Annotated in this window: 18 protein-coding genes and 2 tRNA genes; 12 read left to right on the top strand and 8 right to left on the bottom strand. The window is 66.6% G+C overall.

What is annotated here, in order from left to right; all coding sequences use genetic code 11:
* Positions 1 to 219: 219 nt before the first annotated feature.
* Positions 220 to 489, top strand: a complete 270-nt coding sequence (locus ACLB0R_RS09235) for a hypothetical protein (protein WP_416642960.1) — start codon at positions 220 to 222, stop codon at positions 487 to 489.
* Between the two features lie 90 nt (positions 490 to 579).
* Here ACLB0R_RS09235 and ACLB0R_RS09230 read toward each other — a convergent pair whose 3' ends face one another.
* Positions 580 to 1,404, bottom strand: coding sequence for a helix-turn-helix transcriptional regulator (locus ACLB0R_RS09230; RefSeq protein ID WP_416642959.1), 825 nt, complete (start codon positions 1,402 to 1,404; stop codon positions 580 to 582).
* Positions 1,405 to 1,498: 94 nt separating this feature from the next.
* Here ACLB0R_RS09230 and ACLB0R_RS09225 point away from each other — a divergent pair, with 94 nt between their 5' ends.
* The 7 genes from ACLB0R_RS09225 (at position 1,499) to ACLB0R_RS09195 (ending at position 6,096) form a co-directional block, all read left to right on the top strand.
* Positions 1,499 to 2,044, top strand: a complete 546-nt coding sequence (locus ACLB0R_RS09225) for a carboxymuconolactone decarboxylase family protein (protein ID WP_416642958.1) — start codon at positions 1,499 to 1,501, stop codon at positions 2,042 to 2,044.
* A 67-nt stretch (positions 2,045 to 2,111) separates the two neighbouring features.
* Complete coding sequence (locus ACLB0R_RS09220; protein WP_416642957.1) at positions 2,112 to 2,480, top strand: SPW repeat domain-containing protein; 369 nt, start codon at positions 2,112 to 2,114, stop codon at positions 2,478 to 2,480.
* 278 nt (positions 2,481 to 2,758) lie between these two features.
* Positions 2,759 to 3,694: an AraC family transcriptional regulator gene (locus tag ACLB0R_RS09215; RefSeq protein WP_416642956.1), complete on the top strand. Its 936-nt coding sequence runs from the start codon at positions 2,759 to 2,761 to the stop codon at positions 3,692 to 3,694.
* Between the two features lie 153 nt (positions 3,695 to 3,847).
* The gene (locus ACLB0R_RS09210; RefSeq protein WP_416642955.1) at positions 3,848 to 4,429 is read left to right on the top strand and encodes a ferritin-like domain-containing protein; all 582 of its coding nucleotides are present in this window, start codon (positions 3,848 to 3,850) and stop codon (positions 4,427 to 4,429) included.
* Positions 4,426 to 4,827 (top strand): c-type cytochrome, encoded by a 402-nt coding sequence (locus ACLB0R_RS09205; RefSeq protein ID WP_416642954.1) that lies wholly within the window; start codon positions 4,426 to 4,428, stop codon positions 4,825 to 4,827. The genes ACLB0R_RS09210 and ACLB0R_RS09205 overlap by 4 nt, the downstream gene beginning before the upstream one ends.
* A 19-nt stretch (positions 4,828 to 4,846) precedes the next feature.
* A complete protein-coding gene (locus tag ACLB0R_RS09200) occupies positions 4,847 to 5,479 on the top strand; it encodes a cytochrome P460 family protein (RefSeq protein WP_416642953.1) in 633 nt (210 codons plus the stop codon).
* Positions 5,480 to 5,499: 20 nt separating this feature from the next.
* Positions 5,500 to 6,096: a uracil-DNA glycosylase family protein gene (locus ACLB0R_RS09195; protein ID WP_416642952.1), complete on the top strand. Its 597-nt coding sequence runs from the start codon at positions 5,500 to 5,502 to the stop codon at positions 6,094 to 6,096.
* Positions 6,097 to 6,113: 17 nt separating this feature from the next.
* Here ACLB0R_RS09195 and ACLB0R_RS09190 read toward each other — a convergent pair.
* Together ACLB0R_RS09190 and folK are read right to left on the bottom strand one after the other, a co-directional pair.
* Positions 6,114 to 6,189 (bottom strand) — tRNA-Lys (locus tag ACLB0R_RS09190).
* 43 nt (positions 6,190 to 6,232) lie between these two features.
* Positions 6,233 to 6,712, bottom strand: a complete 480-nt coding sequence (folK, locus tag ACLB0R_RS09185; protein ID WP_416642950.1) for a 2-amino-4-hydroxy-6-hydroxymethyldihydropteridine diphosphokinase — start codon at positions 6,710 to 6,712, stop codon at positions 6,233 to 6,235.
* A gap of 17 nt (positions 6,713 to 6,729) precedes the next feature.
* Here folK and ACLB0R_RS09180 point away from each other — a divergent pair, with 17 nt between their 5' ends.
* Positions 6,730 to 7,401, top strand: coding sequence for a uracil-DNA glycosylase (locus tag ACLB0R_RS09180; protein ID WP_416642949.1), 672 nt, complete (start codon positions 6,730 to 6,732; stop codon positions 7,399 to 7,401).
* Positions 7,402 to 7,575: 174 nt separating this feature from the next.
* On the opposite strand, the gene ACLB0R_RS09175 is transcribed toward ACLB0R_RS09180, so the two are convergent.
* From ACLB0R_RS09175 to ACLB0R_RS09160, 4 genes are all read right to left on the bottom strand, one after another.
* Complete coding sequence (locus tag ACLB0R_RS09175; RefSeq protein WP_416642948.1) at positions 7,576 to 7,965, bottom strand: acyl-CoA thioesterase; 390 nt, start codon at positions 7,963 to 7,965, stop codon at positions 7,576 to 7,578.
* Between the two features lie 3 nt (positions 7,966 to 7,968).
* Positions 7,969 to 8,361 carry a hypothetical protein gene (locus ACLB0R_RS09170; RefSeq protein ID WP_416642947.1) on the bottom strand — a complete coding sequence of 131 codons (393 nt, stop codon included), beginning with the start codon at positions 8,359 to 8,361 and terminating at the stop codon, positions 7,969 to 7,971.
* Positions 8,362 to 8,365: 4 nt separating this feature from the next.
* Entirely contained in the window at positions 8,366 to 10,429 is a 2,064-nt protein-coding gene (locus tag ACLB0R_RS09165) for a S9 family peptidase (RefSeq protein WP_416642946.1), read from the bottom strand.
* A gap of 262 nt (positions 10,430 to 10,691) precedes the next feature.
* Entirely contained in the window at positions 10,692 to 12,005 is a 1,314-nt protein-coding gene (locus ACLB0R_RS09160) for an NAD(P)/FAD-dependent oxidoreductase (RefSeq protein ID WP_416642945.1), read from the bottom strand.
* 154 nt (positions 12,006 to 12,159) lie between these two features.
* On the opposite strand from ACLB0R_RS09160, the gene ACLB0R_RS09155 reads away from it, so the two are divergent.
* The gene (locus ACLB0R_RS09155) at positions 12,160 to 13,953 is read left to right on the top strand and encodes an aminopeptidase P family protein (RefSeq protein ID WP_416642944.1); all 1,794 of its coding nucleotides are present in this window, start codon (positions 12,160 to 12,162) and stop codon (positions 13,951 to 13,953) included.
* A gap of 69 nt (positions 13,954 to 14,022) precedes the next feature.
* Positions 14,023 to 14,397, top strand: a complete 375-nt coding sequence (locus ACLB0R_RS09150; RefSeq protein WP_416642943.1) for a VOC family protein — start codon at positions 14,023 to 14,025, stop codon at positions 14,395 to 14,397.
* Between the two features lie 12 nt (positions 14,398 to 14,409).
* Here the strand turns inward: ACLB0R_RS09150 and ACLB0R_RS09145 are convergent, their stop codons facing one another.
* Positions 14,410 to 14,547: a hypothetical protein gene (locus tag ACLB0R_RS09145; protein WP_416642942.1), complete on the bottom strand. Its 138-nt coding sequence runs from the start codon at positions 14,545 to 14,547 to the stop codon at positions 14,410 to 14,412.
* Positions 14,548 to 14,642: 95 nt separating this feature from the next.
* On the opposite strand from ACLB0R_RS09145, the gene ACLB0R_RS09140 reads away from it, so the two are divergent.
* A tRNA-Thr gene (locus ACLB0R_RS09140) sits at positions 14,643 to 14,717 on the top strand.
* Positions 14,718 to 14,741 lie beyond the last annotated feature (24 nt).

The following is a 14,741-nucleotide window of genomic DNA, read 5'->3' as shown; positions in this document are numbered from 1 at the left end:
TCGGAAGTAAGAATCTGACAGTGCTGTGATTTTTTGTCAATCAGGGGTCAGCAAGCCGCCGCGGCAAAGCCGCGTCGTCGGTCGCGGCTTCTCGCCGCGCCGGCCGGGCCGGGCTAGTGCGCTTGGTATTAGCTGCGCTAATCCCGTCGCCGCCCGGCTGTCCTACATCCCTCCACCTGGTATAAATCCGCATCCCTCCCAAACCCATAGGAGGGTCCAATGCCATTCCCGCTTTACCCCACGCCGCCCGCGCCCGAGGGCACCGGTCAACTCGGGCGCCCGCAGCTGTCGCGCGATACCATGCCCGGCTACATCTATAACAATGGCGACGCCTTCGCGCAGTGGCAGCGGCTCGTCGATGCGGGGTTGATCGGCAATCCCCAGCCCATGGCGCCCGAGCTGCTCGCCCGGGCAGCCGAGGCCGAGGCGCTGTTCCGCCGCATCCGCCTGGAGACCGAAGCCGCCGAGCGCGCGAGCGAATGGCGCTGACGAGCAAGTAAGGCGCGCGCCGGCCTCATCATTGCCCCCGTCTGACTGGCGAGCGCGCGCCAAGCGCCCCGCAGCGCTCAAGCGAGCCGCTTACCCGCGCAGCGCCGAAGCCCAGCTGCGGGGTGACACCCCCACCATTTTGCTGAACGCGCGCGAGAGCGCGGCGGGGCTCTCATAGCCGACCGCGCGGGCGACCGCCTTGATTGGCTTGCCCTTGCGCATCAGGTTCTGCGCAACCGTCATTCGCCAGCGGGTGAGGTAATCGACCGGCGTCGTCCCTGTCGTCTCCCGGAAATGCGCGGCGAAGCGGGTGCGCGACATACCCGCCTCTTCCGCCAGATCATCGAGCGTCCACAGCCGCTCGGGCCGCTCGTGCATCGCCGTGATTGCGCGTGCGAGCCGGGCGTCGGCCAGCCCGGCCAGCATCCCGCCCGTCACCACGCCGCTCGCGATTACATGGCGGAGCAGCTGGACGAAGAGATATTCGAACAACCGGTCGAGCGCGACTTGGCGGCCGTCGCGCGCCGCGAAGGCTTCATCGAGCAGCAGGTCGAGCGTCGGCGCGAGGTTGGCGATCTCGGCCAGGCGGATCACCACCAGATCGGGCAGGCCCAGCGCGATCGGGTTGCCCGCGCCACCGCCGATCTGGATCGTCGCGCAGATCAGGTCGGCGCCCGTCTCGCGATCGGTATCGAAGCCGTGCGCCGTATTGCGCGGCAGCAGCAGGATCGAGGGTTCGGCGATCTCGATCGCGTCATGCCCCGCGCCGCTCACGGTCATCCGCCCGCTCTTCAGGATATGCAGATAGCCGAGCCCGTCGGGATTCTCGAAGCCGATCGCCTGGCACAAATTGCCCGTGAAGAAGGCGCGCGCGGTGGGCGTGAATTGGCCGAAGAGGGCGTCAAATTGATCCACGGCACTCTCTGCAAAGTTATTGGCACCAATAGCTGTTCATAATCCCGGATACAGCCTGAGTGCAATCCGCACGGTTCAAGAAGGAAACCGACCAATGACCCGCATCAACCCCGTCAATATCGACGCCATCGACACCGATACCAAGGCCACGCTCGACGCCGTCAAGGCGCAGATCGGCATGGTGCCGAACCTGTTCAAAGTCTTCGCCCAGTCGCCCGCCGTCCTGAACGCCAATCTCGCCTTCGCCGGCGCGCTCGCCAAGGGCGTGCTGACCGCGCAGCAACGCGAGATCATCGCGCTGGCGACCGCGCAGGTCAACGAATGCCATTATTGCCTCTCCGCGCACACGCTGATGGGCAAGAGCGCCGGCCTCTCGCCCGACGGCATCCGTGCGGCACGGGAGGGTAAAGGCGACAACGCGATCGACGATGCGATCGCCACCCTCGCCCGCCGCGTGACCGAGGAACGCGGCCACCTGAGCGACGCCGAACTCGCCGCTGCCCGGCTTGCCGGCCTGAGCGACGCGCAGATCGTCGAGGTCGTCGCCAATGTTGCGCACAATGTGCTGACCAACTTCACCAACAACGTTGCCCGCACGACGATCGACTTCCCGGTTGTCGACATCGCGCTCGCGGCCTGAACTGCCTTTGCCGGGCGGTCAATCACGACCGCCCGGCCACGATCCGACCATCTGAAAGGACATCACCATGAAGTTCCAGTTCCTCACGCCTGCCCTGCACGGCGTGCTCGATTATCTCGCGGCCGGCGCGCTCGTTGTGCTGCCGTTCCTTCTGGGCTTTTCCGGCATCGAGCTGTGGCTGTCAGTGATCGGCGGCGCTGGCCTGATCGCGTACAGCCTGCTGACCGATTACGCCTATGGCGCGATCAAATTGGTGTCGTTCGACGTGCATCTGCTGCTCGATCTGTCAGCGGCGGTTGCGTTCATCATCGCGCCGTTCGTGCTCGGCTTCGGCTTCCTCGCCTCGATTTACTATCCGGTAATGGCGGCTGGCGTGGTCGCCGTCGTGGCGCTCAGCCAGCGTCAGGGACAAGTGGCGGCGGCAGTGCGTCGCTGAACACTCCACCGGCCAGCTGGGCCAGCGCGTGTTGGCCCAGCTGGCCCTGGCGGCCCTAATCGCGACGCACCAAGCCGCGATGCCGCCGCGCAACACCCCGGCGAGCACCGCGCGGAAAGCGTTGAGCATCCCCGCCTGCCCGCGCCGGATAACATCGCCACCCTGATCGCCCACGCCATTGCGCAAACGCCTGATTGTGATGCGCAGCGTCCACACCGCCACAGCGGACTTGGCATCGGGTGCACGAGGGCCAAACCCGCGCACCGGGGGAACAAACCATGGATTACGTGCTGAAGGATGTGCTGGACACCGTATCCATCACGACCGCCTTTTATTTCCGCACCGATTTTCGCAAACCCTATGCGATCCGCGTGCCGGCTTATGAAAGCGTCGCGCGCTTCCACATGGCGTTCCACGGTTATTGCCAGGTGCGAATCGACGATGGCACCGTCGTCGATCTCGGCGAGGGCGATCTGGTGCTGGTGCCCAACGGGGCGAGCCATGTGCTCGCGTGCGGCGGCGATGCGCCGGAAATCTTGCTCGAAGATGCGTTTCAGCGCACCGGCTATGAAGGGCACGGTCCCTTCGTCTTCGGCTATGATGGCGAGGCTGACGGCTGCCAGCTCATCTGCGGTCACTTCGCTTTTGCCAAAGGCGCCGACCATCCGTTGCTCGCGCTGCTGCCCAGCATCGTCCACATCCCCGCCGCCCGGCGCCGCGCGCTGCCACTGCTCGACGAGATGTCGGCGCTGATCGGCCGCCAAGTCTTCAACGACGATCCCGATGCGACCGCGAGCTTCGGCCGCTTGTCCGAAGCGCTGTTCATCGAAATCCTGCGCGCCGCTTCGCACGACGTGCCGCGCCTCGCCACCTTGTTCGCCGCGATCAGCGACCCGCATCTCGGCCGCGCGCTGGCAGCGATCCACGCCAATGTCGGCGCGCAATGGACGGTCGAGGCACTGGCCGGTCATGCCGCCATGTCGCGCACTCGCTTTGCCGAACGCTTTCGCGCGCTCGTCGGCCTGTCGCCGATGGCGTATCTCACCGAATGGCGGCTGCAGCGCGGCCTGAAGCTGCTCGCCGACGGGCAATTGCCGGTGAAAACCGTGGCCGCTCAGGTGGGTTACACCTCGCCCGCCGCCTTTAGTCGCGCGTTCAGCGAGCGGTTCGGGCACAGCCCGTCGAGCGTCGGACGCGCCCCGGCGGCCGCCTGATTGATCGCGACCCCCGAAGTCTTTGCCCGCCACCCCAATCTTGGCGGCGCCTCTTCCCTCCCCAAGCGCAATGGCGTCGGTAGCGGCGGTGACGACGGGGGCGTCCGAGTCGATCCTCCGCGCGCGCCTACAATGCCAAGCAGGAGGAACATCATGTCAGACTTGAAGACGGGTCGTCGGGAATTTCTGGGCCATGCCGGTCTCGTAACCGCCAGCCTCGTGGCGATCGGCACGGCGGGCAGCGCGGTTGACGCTGCGGTTCGCGGCAAGGCGGCGATGGCCACCGCCGGCGGCGACATTGACATTCTGCAAACCGCGCTCGCGCTCGAGCATGAAGGCATCGCTGCCTATACCATCGCGGCCGGTAGCGGCTTGCTGACCCCGGACGTGATCAAGGTCGCATCGGTGTTTCTCGGCCATCACCAGCAGCATCGCGATCGGTTGGCCGGCCTGATCCGCACTGCCGGCGGCCACCCCGTCGATCCCAAGACCGACGCCGAATATACCCAGGAACTGAACCTCGGCGCGCTCAAGTCGCAGGGTGATGTGCTGGCGCTCGCGACCAAGCTCGAACAGGGCGCATCATCGGCTTATGTCGGGCAGGCGGCGGGGCTGAAAGACCACCAGCTTGCCGGCTTGTTCGCCAGCCTCGCGGCAGACGAAGCCTCGCACTGGGCCGTGCTCAACAACGCCATTGGCGGCGCCGTGCCGACCAAGGGCTTTATCTTCGGATGACGAGCGTAAGGGTGCGCGCCCATCTTGCTTTGTGGGTCGCGCTTGCCGTGTCGCCGTCGCTCGCTGCCGCTGAGGCAGCGGGCGGCGCGGCGGCAGACAAGGCGCTTTACGAGGGCAAATGCGGTGGCTGCCACTCGGTGGAAGCCAACCGCATCGGCCCGCTCCACCGGGGTGTGGTCGGGCGGCGTGTCGCGAGCGCCCCCGGCTATGCCTATTCAGCCGCACTGCGCAAAGTGACGGGCGTGTGGACCCCGGCGCGGCTCGATAAATGGCTGCAGAACCCGCAGGCCTTCGCGCCCGGAACCAAGATGTACCTCAGCGTTTCAGACCGCGCAGAACGCGCGCAGATCATCGCCTATCTGCAAAGCGTCTCGCCGCCAGCCGCAGCGCATAAGTGAACCAATCGGGAGAACGCCTGTGAGCCTCACCTCGAAAATTCTCGCCATCGGCCTTGGCGCGGCGATCGCCGCTTGCGCGGGCTGCACCGACAAATCGGCAGGCAGCGATCGTGCTGCCGGCGGCGCCTCGTCTGCCTCGACCGCAGAGGCCGAACCCGCCGCCTTCTACAAGCCCGAATACACTGCCGACGGCTCGCTCAAGCTGCCCAGGGATTTCGAGCAATGGGTCTATGTCGGCTCGCCGCTCACACCCAACGCGCTCAACAACGGCAAGGCCAATTTCCCGGAATTCCACAATGTCTACATCCAGCCGGGTGCGTATCGCGAATACAAGCGGACGGGCGTGTTCCCGGAAGGCACGATCATGTTCAAGGAGCTGCAGCTGACGCTGAAAGGCGACAAGCCAGACGGATCGCGCGCCGAAGCATCGGGGCGCGGCTATTTCCCCGGCGCGCTCAACGGCGCGGACGTGTCGGTCAAGGATAGCAAGCGCTTCGCCGCCACCAATGGCTGGGGCTATTTCGACTTCAACCACGCCGAGCCCAAGGCGGCAACCGCCAAGCTGGAACCAAAGGAGGCGTGCGCGGCGTGCCATTTGGCGGGCGCCAAGAAGGACATGGTCTGGGTGCAGTTCTATCCACGGCTGCAATAAGGCGGTATCCCACCCCAAGCATGACCGACCCCCAGACCAGCCACGCCGCAGCCGCTTTGCGTGAGGCGGTTGCGGCGTGCCGCGTTTGCGCGGCGCATCTCGACGCCGGGCCGCGGCCGATCGTTCAATTCAGCCCGGCCGCGCGCATCCTGATCATTGGGCAGGCGCCGGGATCGAAAGTGCATGCGAGCGGCGTGCCGTGGGACGATGACAGCGGCAACCGGCTGCGCGACTGGCTGGGCATTAGCCCGGTCGATTTCTACGATCCCGCCAAGGTCGCGCTGATGCCGATGGGCTTTTGCTACCCCGGCAAGGGGCCGAGCGGCGATCTGCCGCCCCGGCCCGAATGCGCGCCCCTGTGGCACGATCGCATCCTGGCGCTGCTCCCCGCTGACCGGCTGACCTTGCTCGTCGGCAGCTATGCGCAGGCGCGCTATCTGAACGATGGTGGCCAATCGATGGTCGATCGGGTGCGGGCCGGGTTGGAGAGTTTCGGCAGCATCGTCGCCCTGCCCCACCCCTCCTGGCGCGTCGTCGGCTGGATGAAGCGCCACCCCTGGTTCGCCGATGAGCTGCTACCCAAGCTGAAACAGGCGGTCGACGCGCGACTAAAGTGAAGCGGGGGCGGGCGCGCTGGTGGGTCCGCCGGGATTCGAACCCGGGACCTCTCGATTAAAAGTCGCTTGCTCTACCGACTGAGCTACGGACCCACGAGCGCGGGCGCCCCTTGGCACGATATCGCGCGCCGCGCAATCAGCCTTGCAGGCGGTAGGCAAGCTGACGGATGGTTAGCCCGGTGATGGGCTCCCGCCAGTCAGGGGCGATCTGGGCGAGCGGGCGCAGCACGAAGGCGCGATCGCGGAAGGCGGGATGCGGCAGCGTGAGGCCGCGGCTGAACCACGCGCCGCCCGACCACAGGATCAGGTCGATATCGATCACCCGCGCCGCCCAGCGCTCGCCGCGCCGCCGGCCGAAGGCGCGCTCGATCGTCTTGGCGCGGGCGAGTAGTTCGGGGGGAGCCTCGTCGGTCGAGATGATCGCAGCGGCATTGACGAAGCGGCGGATCGAGGGGCCTACAGGCGCCGTCTCGATGATCCGCGACGCCGCAACCACCCCGCCCATCGCCGCCAGCGCCGCGCGCACTTCCGCCGCCGGACCGCCATGCCGCCCGCATCGGTTGGAGCCGAGCGCGATCGCGTAGGAGTGGGCATGGCTTGCGGTCGACACCGCCAAGCGCCTATCGCGCCGGCATGACCTTGCCAACGCCTGCCGATCGTTCCCCGCTGCCCCAGGGCGAGCCGCCGCGCGATTGCCCGCGCTGCCCGCGCCTCGTCGCCTTTCGCGATCAGTTGCGCGCTGAACTCCCCGATTGGTGGAACGCGCCAGTGCCCGCGTTCGGCGATCCGCAAGCCTGGCTGGCGATTATCGGCCTCGCCCCCGGCAAGCACGGCGCCAATCGCACCGGCCGACCGTTCACCGGCGATTTCGCGGGCGACTTGCTGTTCGCGACGCTCGCCAAATTCGGCTTCACCAGCGGCACCTACGACGCGCGACCCGATGACGGGCTGGTGCTGAAGGGCGCGGTGATCGTCAACGCGGTCAAATGCCTGCCGCCGGAAAACAGGCCGACGCCGGCGGAAATCCATGAATGCCGGCCGTTCCTCAGCGAGCAGGTCGGCCTGCTCCCCAAGGCGCGAGTGTTCATCGCGCTGGGGCAGATCGCGCATCAATCAGCGGTCAAGGTGCTGGGCGGCCGATTGCCCAAGGCGCGCTTCGGCCACCTTGCCGAGCATGTGATGCCCGATGGGCGCGTGCTGATCGATAGCTATCACTGCTCGCGCTACAACCAGAATACCGGGCGGCTGACGACCGAGATGTTCGAGGCGGTGTTTGCGCGGGCGGTGGCGGTGGGGGTAGCCTGAGTTACAACCAAACCGTCACCCCGGGCTTGGTGATGAAGGTCGCCGTGTCCCCCGGACACGGCTGAAACCGTCCGGGGGACGGTTTCACCTTCATCACGGGTCCCGCTATTATCGAGCGCTCGAAGAAGCGGGACCCCGGCTCACGGCCGGGGTGACGATGCAAATATTCGCAAATCAGCTCAAAAACGGCGCCACCACGTCTGCCCGCACCCGCATCGGCCGCCCGCTCGCGCGGTCGATCAGCGCCCAGCTCGTCACGGCCTCGACCTTCACGTTGCCGTCCGCGCCAAGAAAGCGGACGTGGCGATCGAAGCGCGCGCCCTTGGGCGCGTCGGCCACCCAGGTCTCGCCCGTCACCGTTTCGCCCGGGCCGACATTGCCGCGATAATCGATCTCGTGGCGCGTCACGACCCAGTAGAACGCCGCCTTGTGCTCGGGCGGCGCGACCGCTTCCCAATGCGCAACCGCGATGTCCTGAATCCACCGCACCCACACCGCGTTGTTGACATGGCCGAGCTCGTCAATGTCATCCGCGCTCGCCGTGCGGGAGAGCGTGAAGCGCATGCATCAGCCCCGGCGAACGAGCGCGGCGGGCGGATCGATACCGATCGCCGCGATTTCCCACAGCGGCGAGCTTGGCCGGGCGCGGCTATGTTCAGCCTCGGCCTGCGCGGCGGCTTCGCGGTCGCCGGGCTCGTAGAAGCGATAGCTGGTATCGGGGATGCGCCGCAGCCGCTCGATCACCCCCAGCGCCCAGCCGTCGATCACGCGCAGCGCCGGCTTGGTCGGCGACAGATTGGCGCTCGGCCCCTGCCGCCAATCCTCGCGGATGACGCGCAGCACCTGCATTTCGGCGGCCTGGCGATTGGGTTGGGTCACCGTGCGCGCGCTGAAGAAACCGGCGGCGCCGTTCCAGCCGCGAATGCCGGTGCCTTCCACAACGATGCGATAAAGCGGCACGCGTCTAGCCCTCCACGTCCAGCTGCCAGAGCACGAAGGCATGCTCCTCGGCCGCTTCGCGCAAACTGTCGAACCGCCCCGATTTGCCGCCATGGCCGGCGCCCATATTGGTCTTGAGCACGAGCACGTTCGCATCGGTCTTGGTCGCGCGCAATTTGGCGGCCCATTTGGCCGGCTCCCAATAAGTCACGCGGGGATCGTTGAGGCCGCCTGAAATGAACAGCGGTGGGTAGTCCTGCGCGGTCACATTGTCATAGGGGCTGTAGCTGCGGATGAGGTCGAACGCTGCCTTGTCCTCGATCGGGTTGCCCCATTCGGGCCATTCGCCAGGGGTCAAGGGCAGGCTGTCGTCGAGCATCGTGTTGAGCACGTCGACGAAGGGCACATCGGCGACGACCGCGCCCCACAGCTCGGGGGCCTGGTTGACCACCGCGCCCATCAGCTCGCCACCCGCCGAGCGGCCGGCGATCGCGAGCTTGCCGGCGCTGGTCCACTTGTCCGCGATCAGCGCGCGGGCGACATCGACAAAGTCGTTGAAGGTGTTGGTGCGCTTCTCCAGCTTGCCGTCGAGATACCATTGCTGGCCGAGATCGTCGCCGCCACGGATATGCGCGATGGCATAGGCAAAGCCGCGATCGAGCAGGCTCAGCCGCCCGGTCGAAAAGCCTGGCGGGATCGCATAGCCATAGGCGCCATAGGCATAGAGATAGAGCGGGCGGCTGCCGTCTTTGGGGAAATCCTTGGGGTAAACGATCGACACCGGCACCATCGTGCCATCGCGCGCGGTGATCTTCAGCCGCTCGGTGGCGTATTTGCCGGCGTCATAGCCCGAGGGAATTTCCTGGACCTTGAGCACGGTCATCGCGCCGGTCGCGACATCGTAATCATAGACGGTGCCCGGCGTGACCATCGATTCATAGCCGAGCCGCAGCACGGTCTGCTCATATTCGGGGTTATCGCCGAGACCAGCGGCATAGCTCGCTTCGGGGAAAGCGATGCGCTTGGGCGGGACGGCGGGATCGTAAGAGTGGATCTCGATCTGGTCGAGCCCGTCTTCGCGCCCCTCGACGACGAAGAAGTCGCGATAGGTTTCGACCCCGGTCATGTAGAAATGGTCGCTCGGCGCGATCCGCTCGGTCCATTCGCTGGGGGCGGAGACGGGCGCGGTCACCAGCCGCCAATTGGTGTGGGTGTCATTGGTGTGGATGAACAGCGTGCCGTCATGCTCGTCGACATCATACTCGCGGCCGGGCTGGCGGGGGGCGACCAGCAGCGGCGTCGCGAGCGGATTGTCGGCGGGGAGGAGATAGACCTCGCTCGTGACATGGTCGCCTGTCGCCAGGATGATCCATTGGCGCGAGCTCGTTTCCGACACGCCGACGCGGTAGCCGGGGTCGGCCTCGCGGAAAATCTCGACATCGTCCTCGATGGGCGTGCCGAGCCGGTGGAAGCGGGCATTGTCGGTGCGCCATTGCTCATTGGCGAGGCCGTAGAGAAAGCCGCTGTCATCCGCCGCCCAGACGATTTCCGAGAGCATGCCGGGGATCACCTCGGGCAGATGCTCGCCGGTCGCGAGGTTCTTGACGCGGACGGTGAAGCGCTCCGAGCCATTGTCGTCGATCGCATAGGCGAGCAACTGGCCGTTATTGCTCACCGAGAGCGCGCCGAGCCGGAAATATTCCTTGCCCTCGGCGAGCGCGGGTTCGTCGAGGATCAGCTGATCCTCACCACCTGCCACCGGCTTGCGCCACCATTTGCGATATTGCCCGCCGGTCTCGAACGCGGTCCAGTAGAGCCAGTCGCCATCCTTTTGCGGCACGCTCGCATCGTCTTCCTTGATGCGGCCCTTCATCTCTTCATAGAGCCGGTCGGTCAGCGGCGCGAGCGGCTTCATCACCGCCTCGAAATAGGCGTTCTCGGCTTCGAGATAGCCGAGGATGTCAGGATCGGTGACCTCGGGATATTTCGGGTCCTTCAACCAGGCATAGGGGTCCTGGATCGTCGTGTCATGGACAGTGAAGGCATGCTGGCGCCGCTCGGCGACCGGCGGCTGGGGAAGGGTCGTCATCGGGGTTCTTTAGAGCCCAATGGCGCGCATTGGAATCGCCGTTGAAATTTTTGCGTCCCCTCGCCCCTGCTTGCAGGGGAGAGGGTTGCGCAGACTTAGGCCCGGCAGGGCCTTAGTCGAAGCTGGGTGAGGGGTCCTGCCGAGCGCAGCTCGGCGCGCGTCACTCGCGCGCAGAACCCCTCACCCAACCTGCGCTAGCCAGCAAGCTGGCAAGCTTCGGTATCCCTCTCCCCTGCACGCAGGGGAGAGGGCGATATATACGCTAGTGCAGCTTCAGCCGCGGCCGAACGATCTGGTTGACGTGGCCGATCAGGATCAGCGCGACCCCCTTCACCCAGCCATGGATCGCGATCAGGTGCATGCGGTAGAGCGAGAGATAGACCATCCGCGCGATCGTGCCCTCGACAAACATCCGCCCGCCGACGAGATTGCCCATCAGGCTGCCGACCGTCGAAAAGCGCGAGAGCGACACCAGCGAGCCATGGTCGTGATAGCTGAAATCCTTGAGCGGCCGGCCTTCCTGCGCCCGCACCAGATTTTCGAAGATTAACGACGCCATCTGGTGCGCCGATTGCGCGCGCGGCGGCACCGGGCGCTCGGCACCGGGGAGCAGGCACGAGGCGCAATCGCCGAGCGCATAGATGCGGTCGTCGCGCGTCGTCTGCAGCGTCGGGCGGACGATGAATTGGTTGAGGCGGTTGAGTTCGAGGTCGCTCATCGTCGCCAGCTCGTCGGCGCCTTTCACACCCGCCGCCCAGACGATCAGATCGGCCTCCACCGTCGCGCCATCGGCGGTGTGGACCAGCCCGGCGTCGATCCGCGTCACTTGCGTCGCATCGCGCACATCGACGCCGAGCTTGGTCAGCTGCTGCTTGGCGGTCTCGGCGAGCGGCGCGTCGAGCTGGGGCAGGATGCGCGGGCCGGCCTCGAGCAGCGTCACTTCGAGCTTGGTATCGTCGAACACCTCCAGCCCATAAGTGCGCAGCGCCTTGGCGGCATTGTAGAGCTCGGCGGCCAGCTCCACGCCCGTCGCGCCGCCGCCGACGATCGCGATCTTCACCCGCGCGTCGGGGTTGCCGGTCTGGTGCTGGTGATTGGCGCGCAGGCACAGGCTGAGCAGCCGCTGGCGGAAGCGGTCGGCCTGCGAACGCTGCTCGAGGAACAGCGCATGCTCGCGCACCCCGGGTACGCCGAAATCATTCGAAATGCCGCCGACCGCGACGACCAGATAATCATAGCGGATCGAATGGCGCCCGATCACCTCGAACCCCTCGGCATCGACCAGCGGCGCCATGGTGATCGTGCGCGCTTCCCGGTCGATGCTTTCCAGGCTGCCGTTGAAGAAGCGATAGCCCCAGCGCGCGGCATGGCCGCCATAGCCGACCTCGTCGAGATTGGCGTCGAGCGAGCCCGCCGCCACTTCATGCAGCAGCGGCTTCCAGATATGCGTCAGGTTGCGGTCGATGAGGATGATGTCGTGGCGCTTGCGGCCATAGCGCGCGCCCAGCCGCCGCACGAGTTCCAGCCCGCCGGCGCCGCCGCCCACCACCACGATCTGCGTCTTGCGTTCGGCCATTGCCTGCCCCCTTCATCGCCGCACCGCAGCATGGCGACGATAGCCGCACCGGGCAAGTCCGAGCGACACGGGTTTTAGGGTAAGGGCGCGGTTGCGCGGAGGCGCGTGCAGGTGAATAATATGACAATCACGACATCCCGATCGAGTAACCGCCATGTCCTCTTACGCCGACCGCCTCGCCGCCCTTCGCGACCAACTGAAGCGCGACCGCCTCGACGGGTTCGTCGTGCCGCTGACCGATGAGCATATGAGCGAATATGTCGGCGCCTATGCGCAGCGGCTGGCATGGCTGACGGGGTTTCAGGGATCGGCGGGGACGGCGGTGGTGCTGCCGCAAGAAGCCGCGATCTTCACCGATGGCCGCTACACGCTGCAAGTGCGCGAGCAGGTCGATGGGCGGCATTGGGCCTATGTCGGCGTGCCCGAGACGAGCGTGTCGGGCTGGCTTGGCGCACATGCCCCCGCAGGCGGGCGGATCGGCTATGATCCCTGGCTCCACACCCGCGACTGGGTGCGCGAGGCGACCCGCGCGCTCGCCGCCAAGGGCGCGACGCTGGTCGCGGTCGATACCAACCCGGTCGATGCGGTGTGGCCTGATCGGCCGCTCCCCTCCGACGCGACGCTGGTGGTGCAGGACGATGCCCGCGCCGGGCGCAGCCATGCCGACAAGCGCGCCGAGATCGGCGACTGGCTGACCGCGCAGGGGGCGGACGCGGTGGTGCTGTCCGCGCTCGATTCGATTGCCTGGGCGCTCAACGTGCGCGGCCGCGATGTCGATCACACGCCAGTCGCGCTCGCTTATGCGATCGTCCAGGCCGATGGCACCGCCGACCTGTATGTCGCGCCCGAAAAGCTCACCGACGCGGTGCGCCAGCACCTCGGCAACGCCATCCGCCTGCACGATCGCGCCGCGTTTGCCGGCGATCTCGCGGCATACAGGGGCAAGCGCGTCGCCGCCGATCCCGAACGCGCGGTCGCCGCGATCTTCGACCGGCTGGAAGCAGGCGGCGCGACGGTGCTCGCGCTGCGCGACCCGGTGGTACTGGCCAAGGCGACCAAGAACCCGGTCGAGATTGCCGGCCACCGCGCCGCCTCCGCCCGCGACGGCGCCGCGCTCGCCCGCTTCCTGCGCTGGGTCGAGGCGGAAGCACCCAAGGGCGGCCTCACCGAGCTCGATTGCGTGGCGAAGCTGCGTGCCTTCCGTGAAGAAACCGGCGTGCTGCTCGACACCTCGTTCGACACCATCTCGGCGACCGGCGCGCATGGCGCGAGCCCGCATTACCGCGTCGACGAGGCATCGAACGCGCGGTTGGAACTCGGCCAGCTCTATCTGGTCGACTCCGGCGGCCAATATCTCGACGGCACCACCGATGTGACGCGCGTGCTCCCCATCGGCGCGCCGACGCCTGAGATGCGCGACCGCTTCACCCGTGTGCTCAAAGGGCATATCGGCCTCGCCACCGCGATCTTCCCGCCCGGGACCAATGGCGGGCAATTGGACGGCTTCGCGCGCCGGCCGCTCTGGGAAGCCGGCCTCGATTTCGCGCATGGCACCGGCCACGGCGTCGGCGCGTATCTCGCGGTGCATGAAGGGCCGCAGCGCATCGCCAAGCCCAATTACCCGGGCGGCGGCCCGTCCGAGCCGCTGCGCGCGGGCATGATCATCTCGAACGAGCCCGGCTATTACAAGGCGGGCGAATATGGCATCCGCATCGAGAATCTGGTGCTGGTGGTCGAGCGCGACGTACCCGGCGGCGACCAGCCAATGCTGGCGTTCGAAACGCTGACCTTCTGCCCGATCGAACGCTCGCTGATCGTGCCCGAGCTGCTGACGGTGGCCGAGCAGGCGTGGCTCGATGCTTATCATGCACGAGTGCTGGAGGTGCTGGGGCCGCAGCTGAGCGGGGATGATCTGGCGTGGCTGGAGGCGAAATGCGCGCCGCTTTGAGCTGATTGACTCAATCAAGATGTTCCCTCTATGTTCCCGTCCAACGACTCGCAGGACGGGAGAGAGGCGATGATCGGTTACGTAACGCTCGGCACCAATGATCTGGCGCGCGGGGCGAAATTCTATGATGCCATCGCGGCCGAACTCGGCACCGCGCGGATGATGGAGTTTGACAGCTTCATCGCCTGGGGCACGCCGGGCGGAGCGCCGGGCATCGGGCTCACCAAACCGTTCGACGGCAATGCGGCATCGGTCGGCAATGGCGTGATGGTGGCGCTCGACGCGAAAGACGAAGCGCAGGTCCATCGCCTGCACGACATCGCGCTGGCGAATGGCGGCACATGCGAAGGCCCGCCCGGGCCGCGCGGCGATGGCGGCTTCTACGCCGCCTATTTCCGCGATCCCGATGGCAACAAGCTCAACGCGTTCGTGATGGCGGGGTGAGCGGCAGCGACGTCAGCGCTCGCCGCCGTCCTTGTCCTCAGCCGGGTGAGGCACGGCGGGCGTTTCGGCGCGGGCGCGGGCTTTGCGGCGTTTGAGGTTCTCGCGCAGCTGCGCCGCCAGCCGCTCCGCCCGCTCGTCATTGGCTGTCATGCGGTATCGCTAGCGCTGGCGCTCGTGCCTTGACAATAGCCCATGCCTCCGACCATAGGCGCGCTTCCGCCCCACCGAGCGATCGCCGGGCGTGTGCTGCCGTAGCTCAGTGGTAGAGCGCATCCTTGGTAAGGCTGAGGTCGTGAGTTCAATCCTCACCGGCAGCACCATTTTCCCGATCCAACCGCCGATTT

Source organism: Sphingomonas sp. GlSt437, from assembly GCF_048015635.2.
Taxonomy (GTDB): domain Bacteria; phylum Pseudomonadota; class Alphaproteobacteria; order Sphingomonadales; family Sphingomonadaceae; genus Sphingomonas.
Note: the sequence above shows the minus strand (reverse complement) of the source record. Positions and strands in the feature narration are given on the sequence as shown.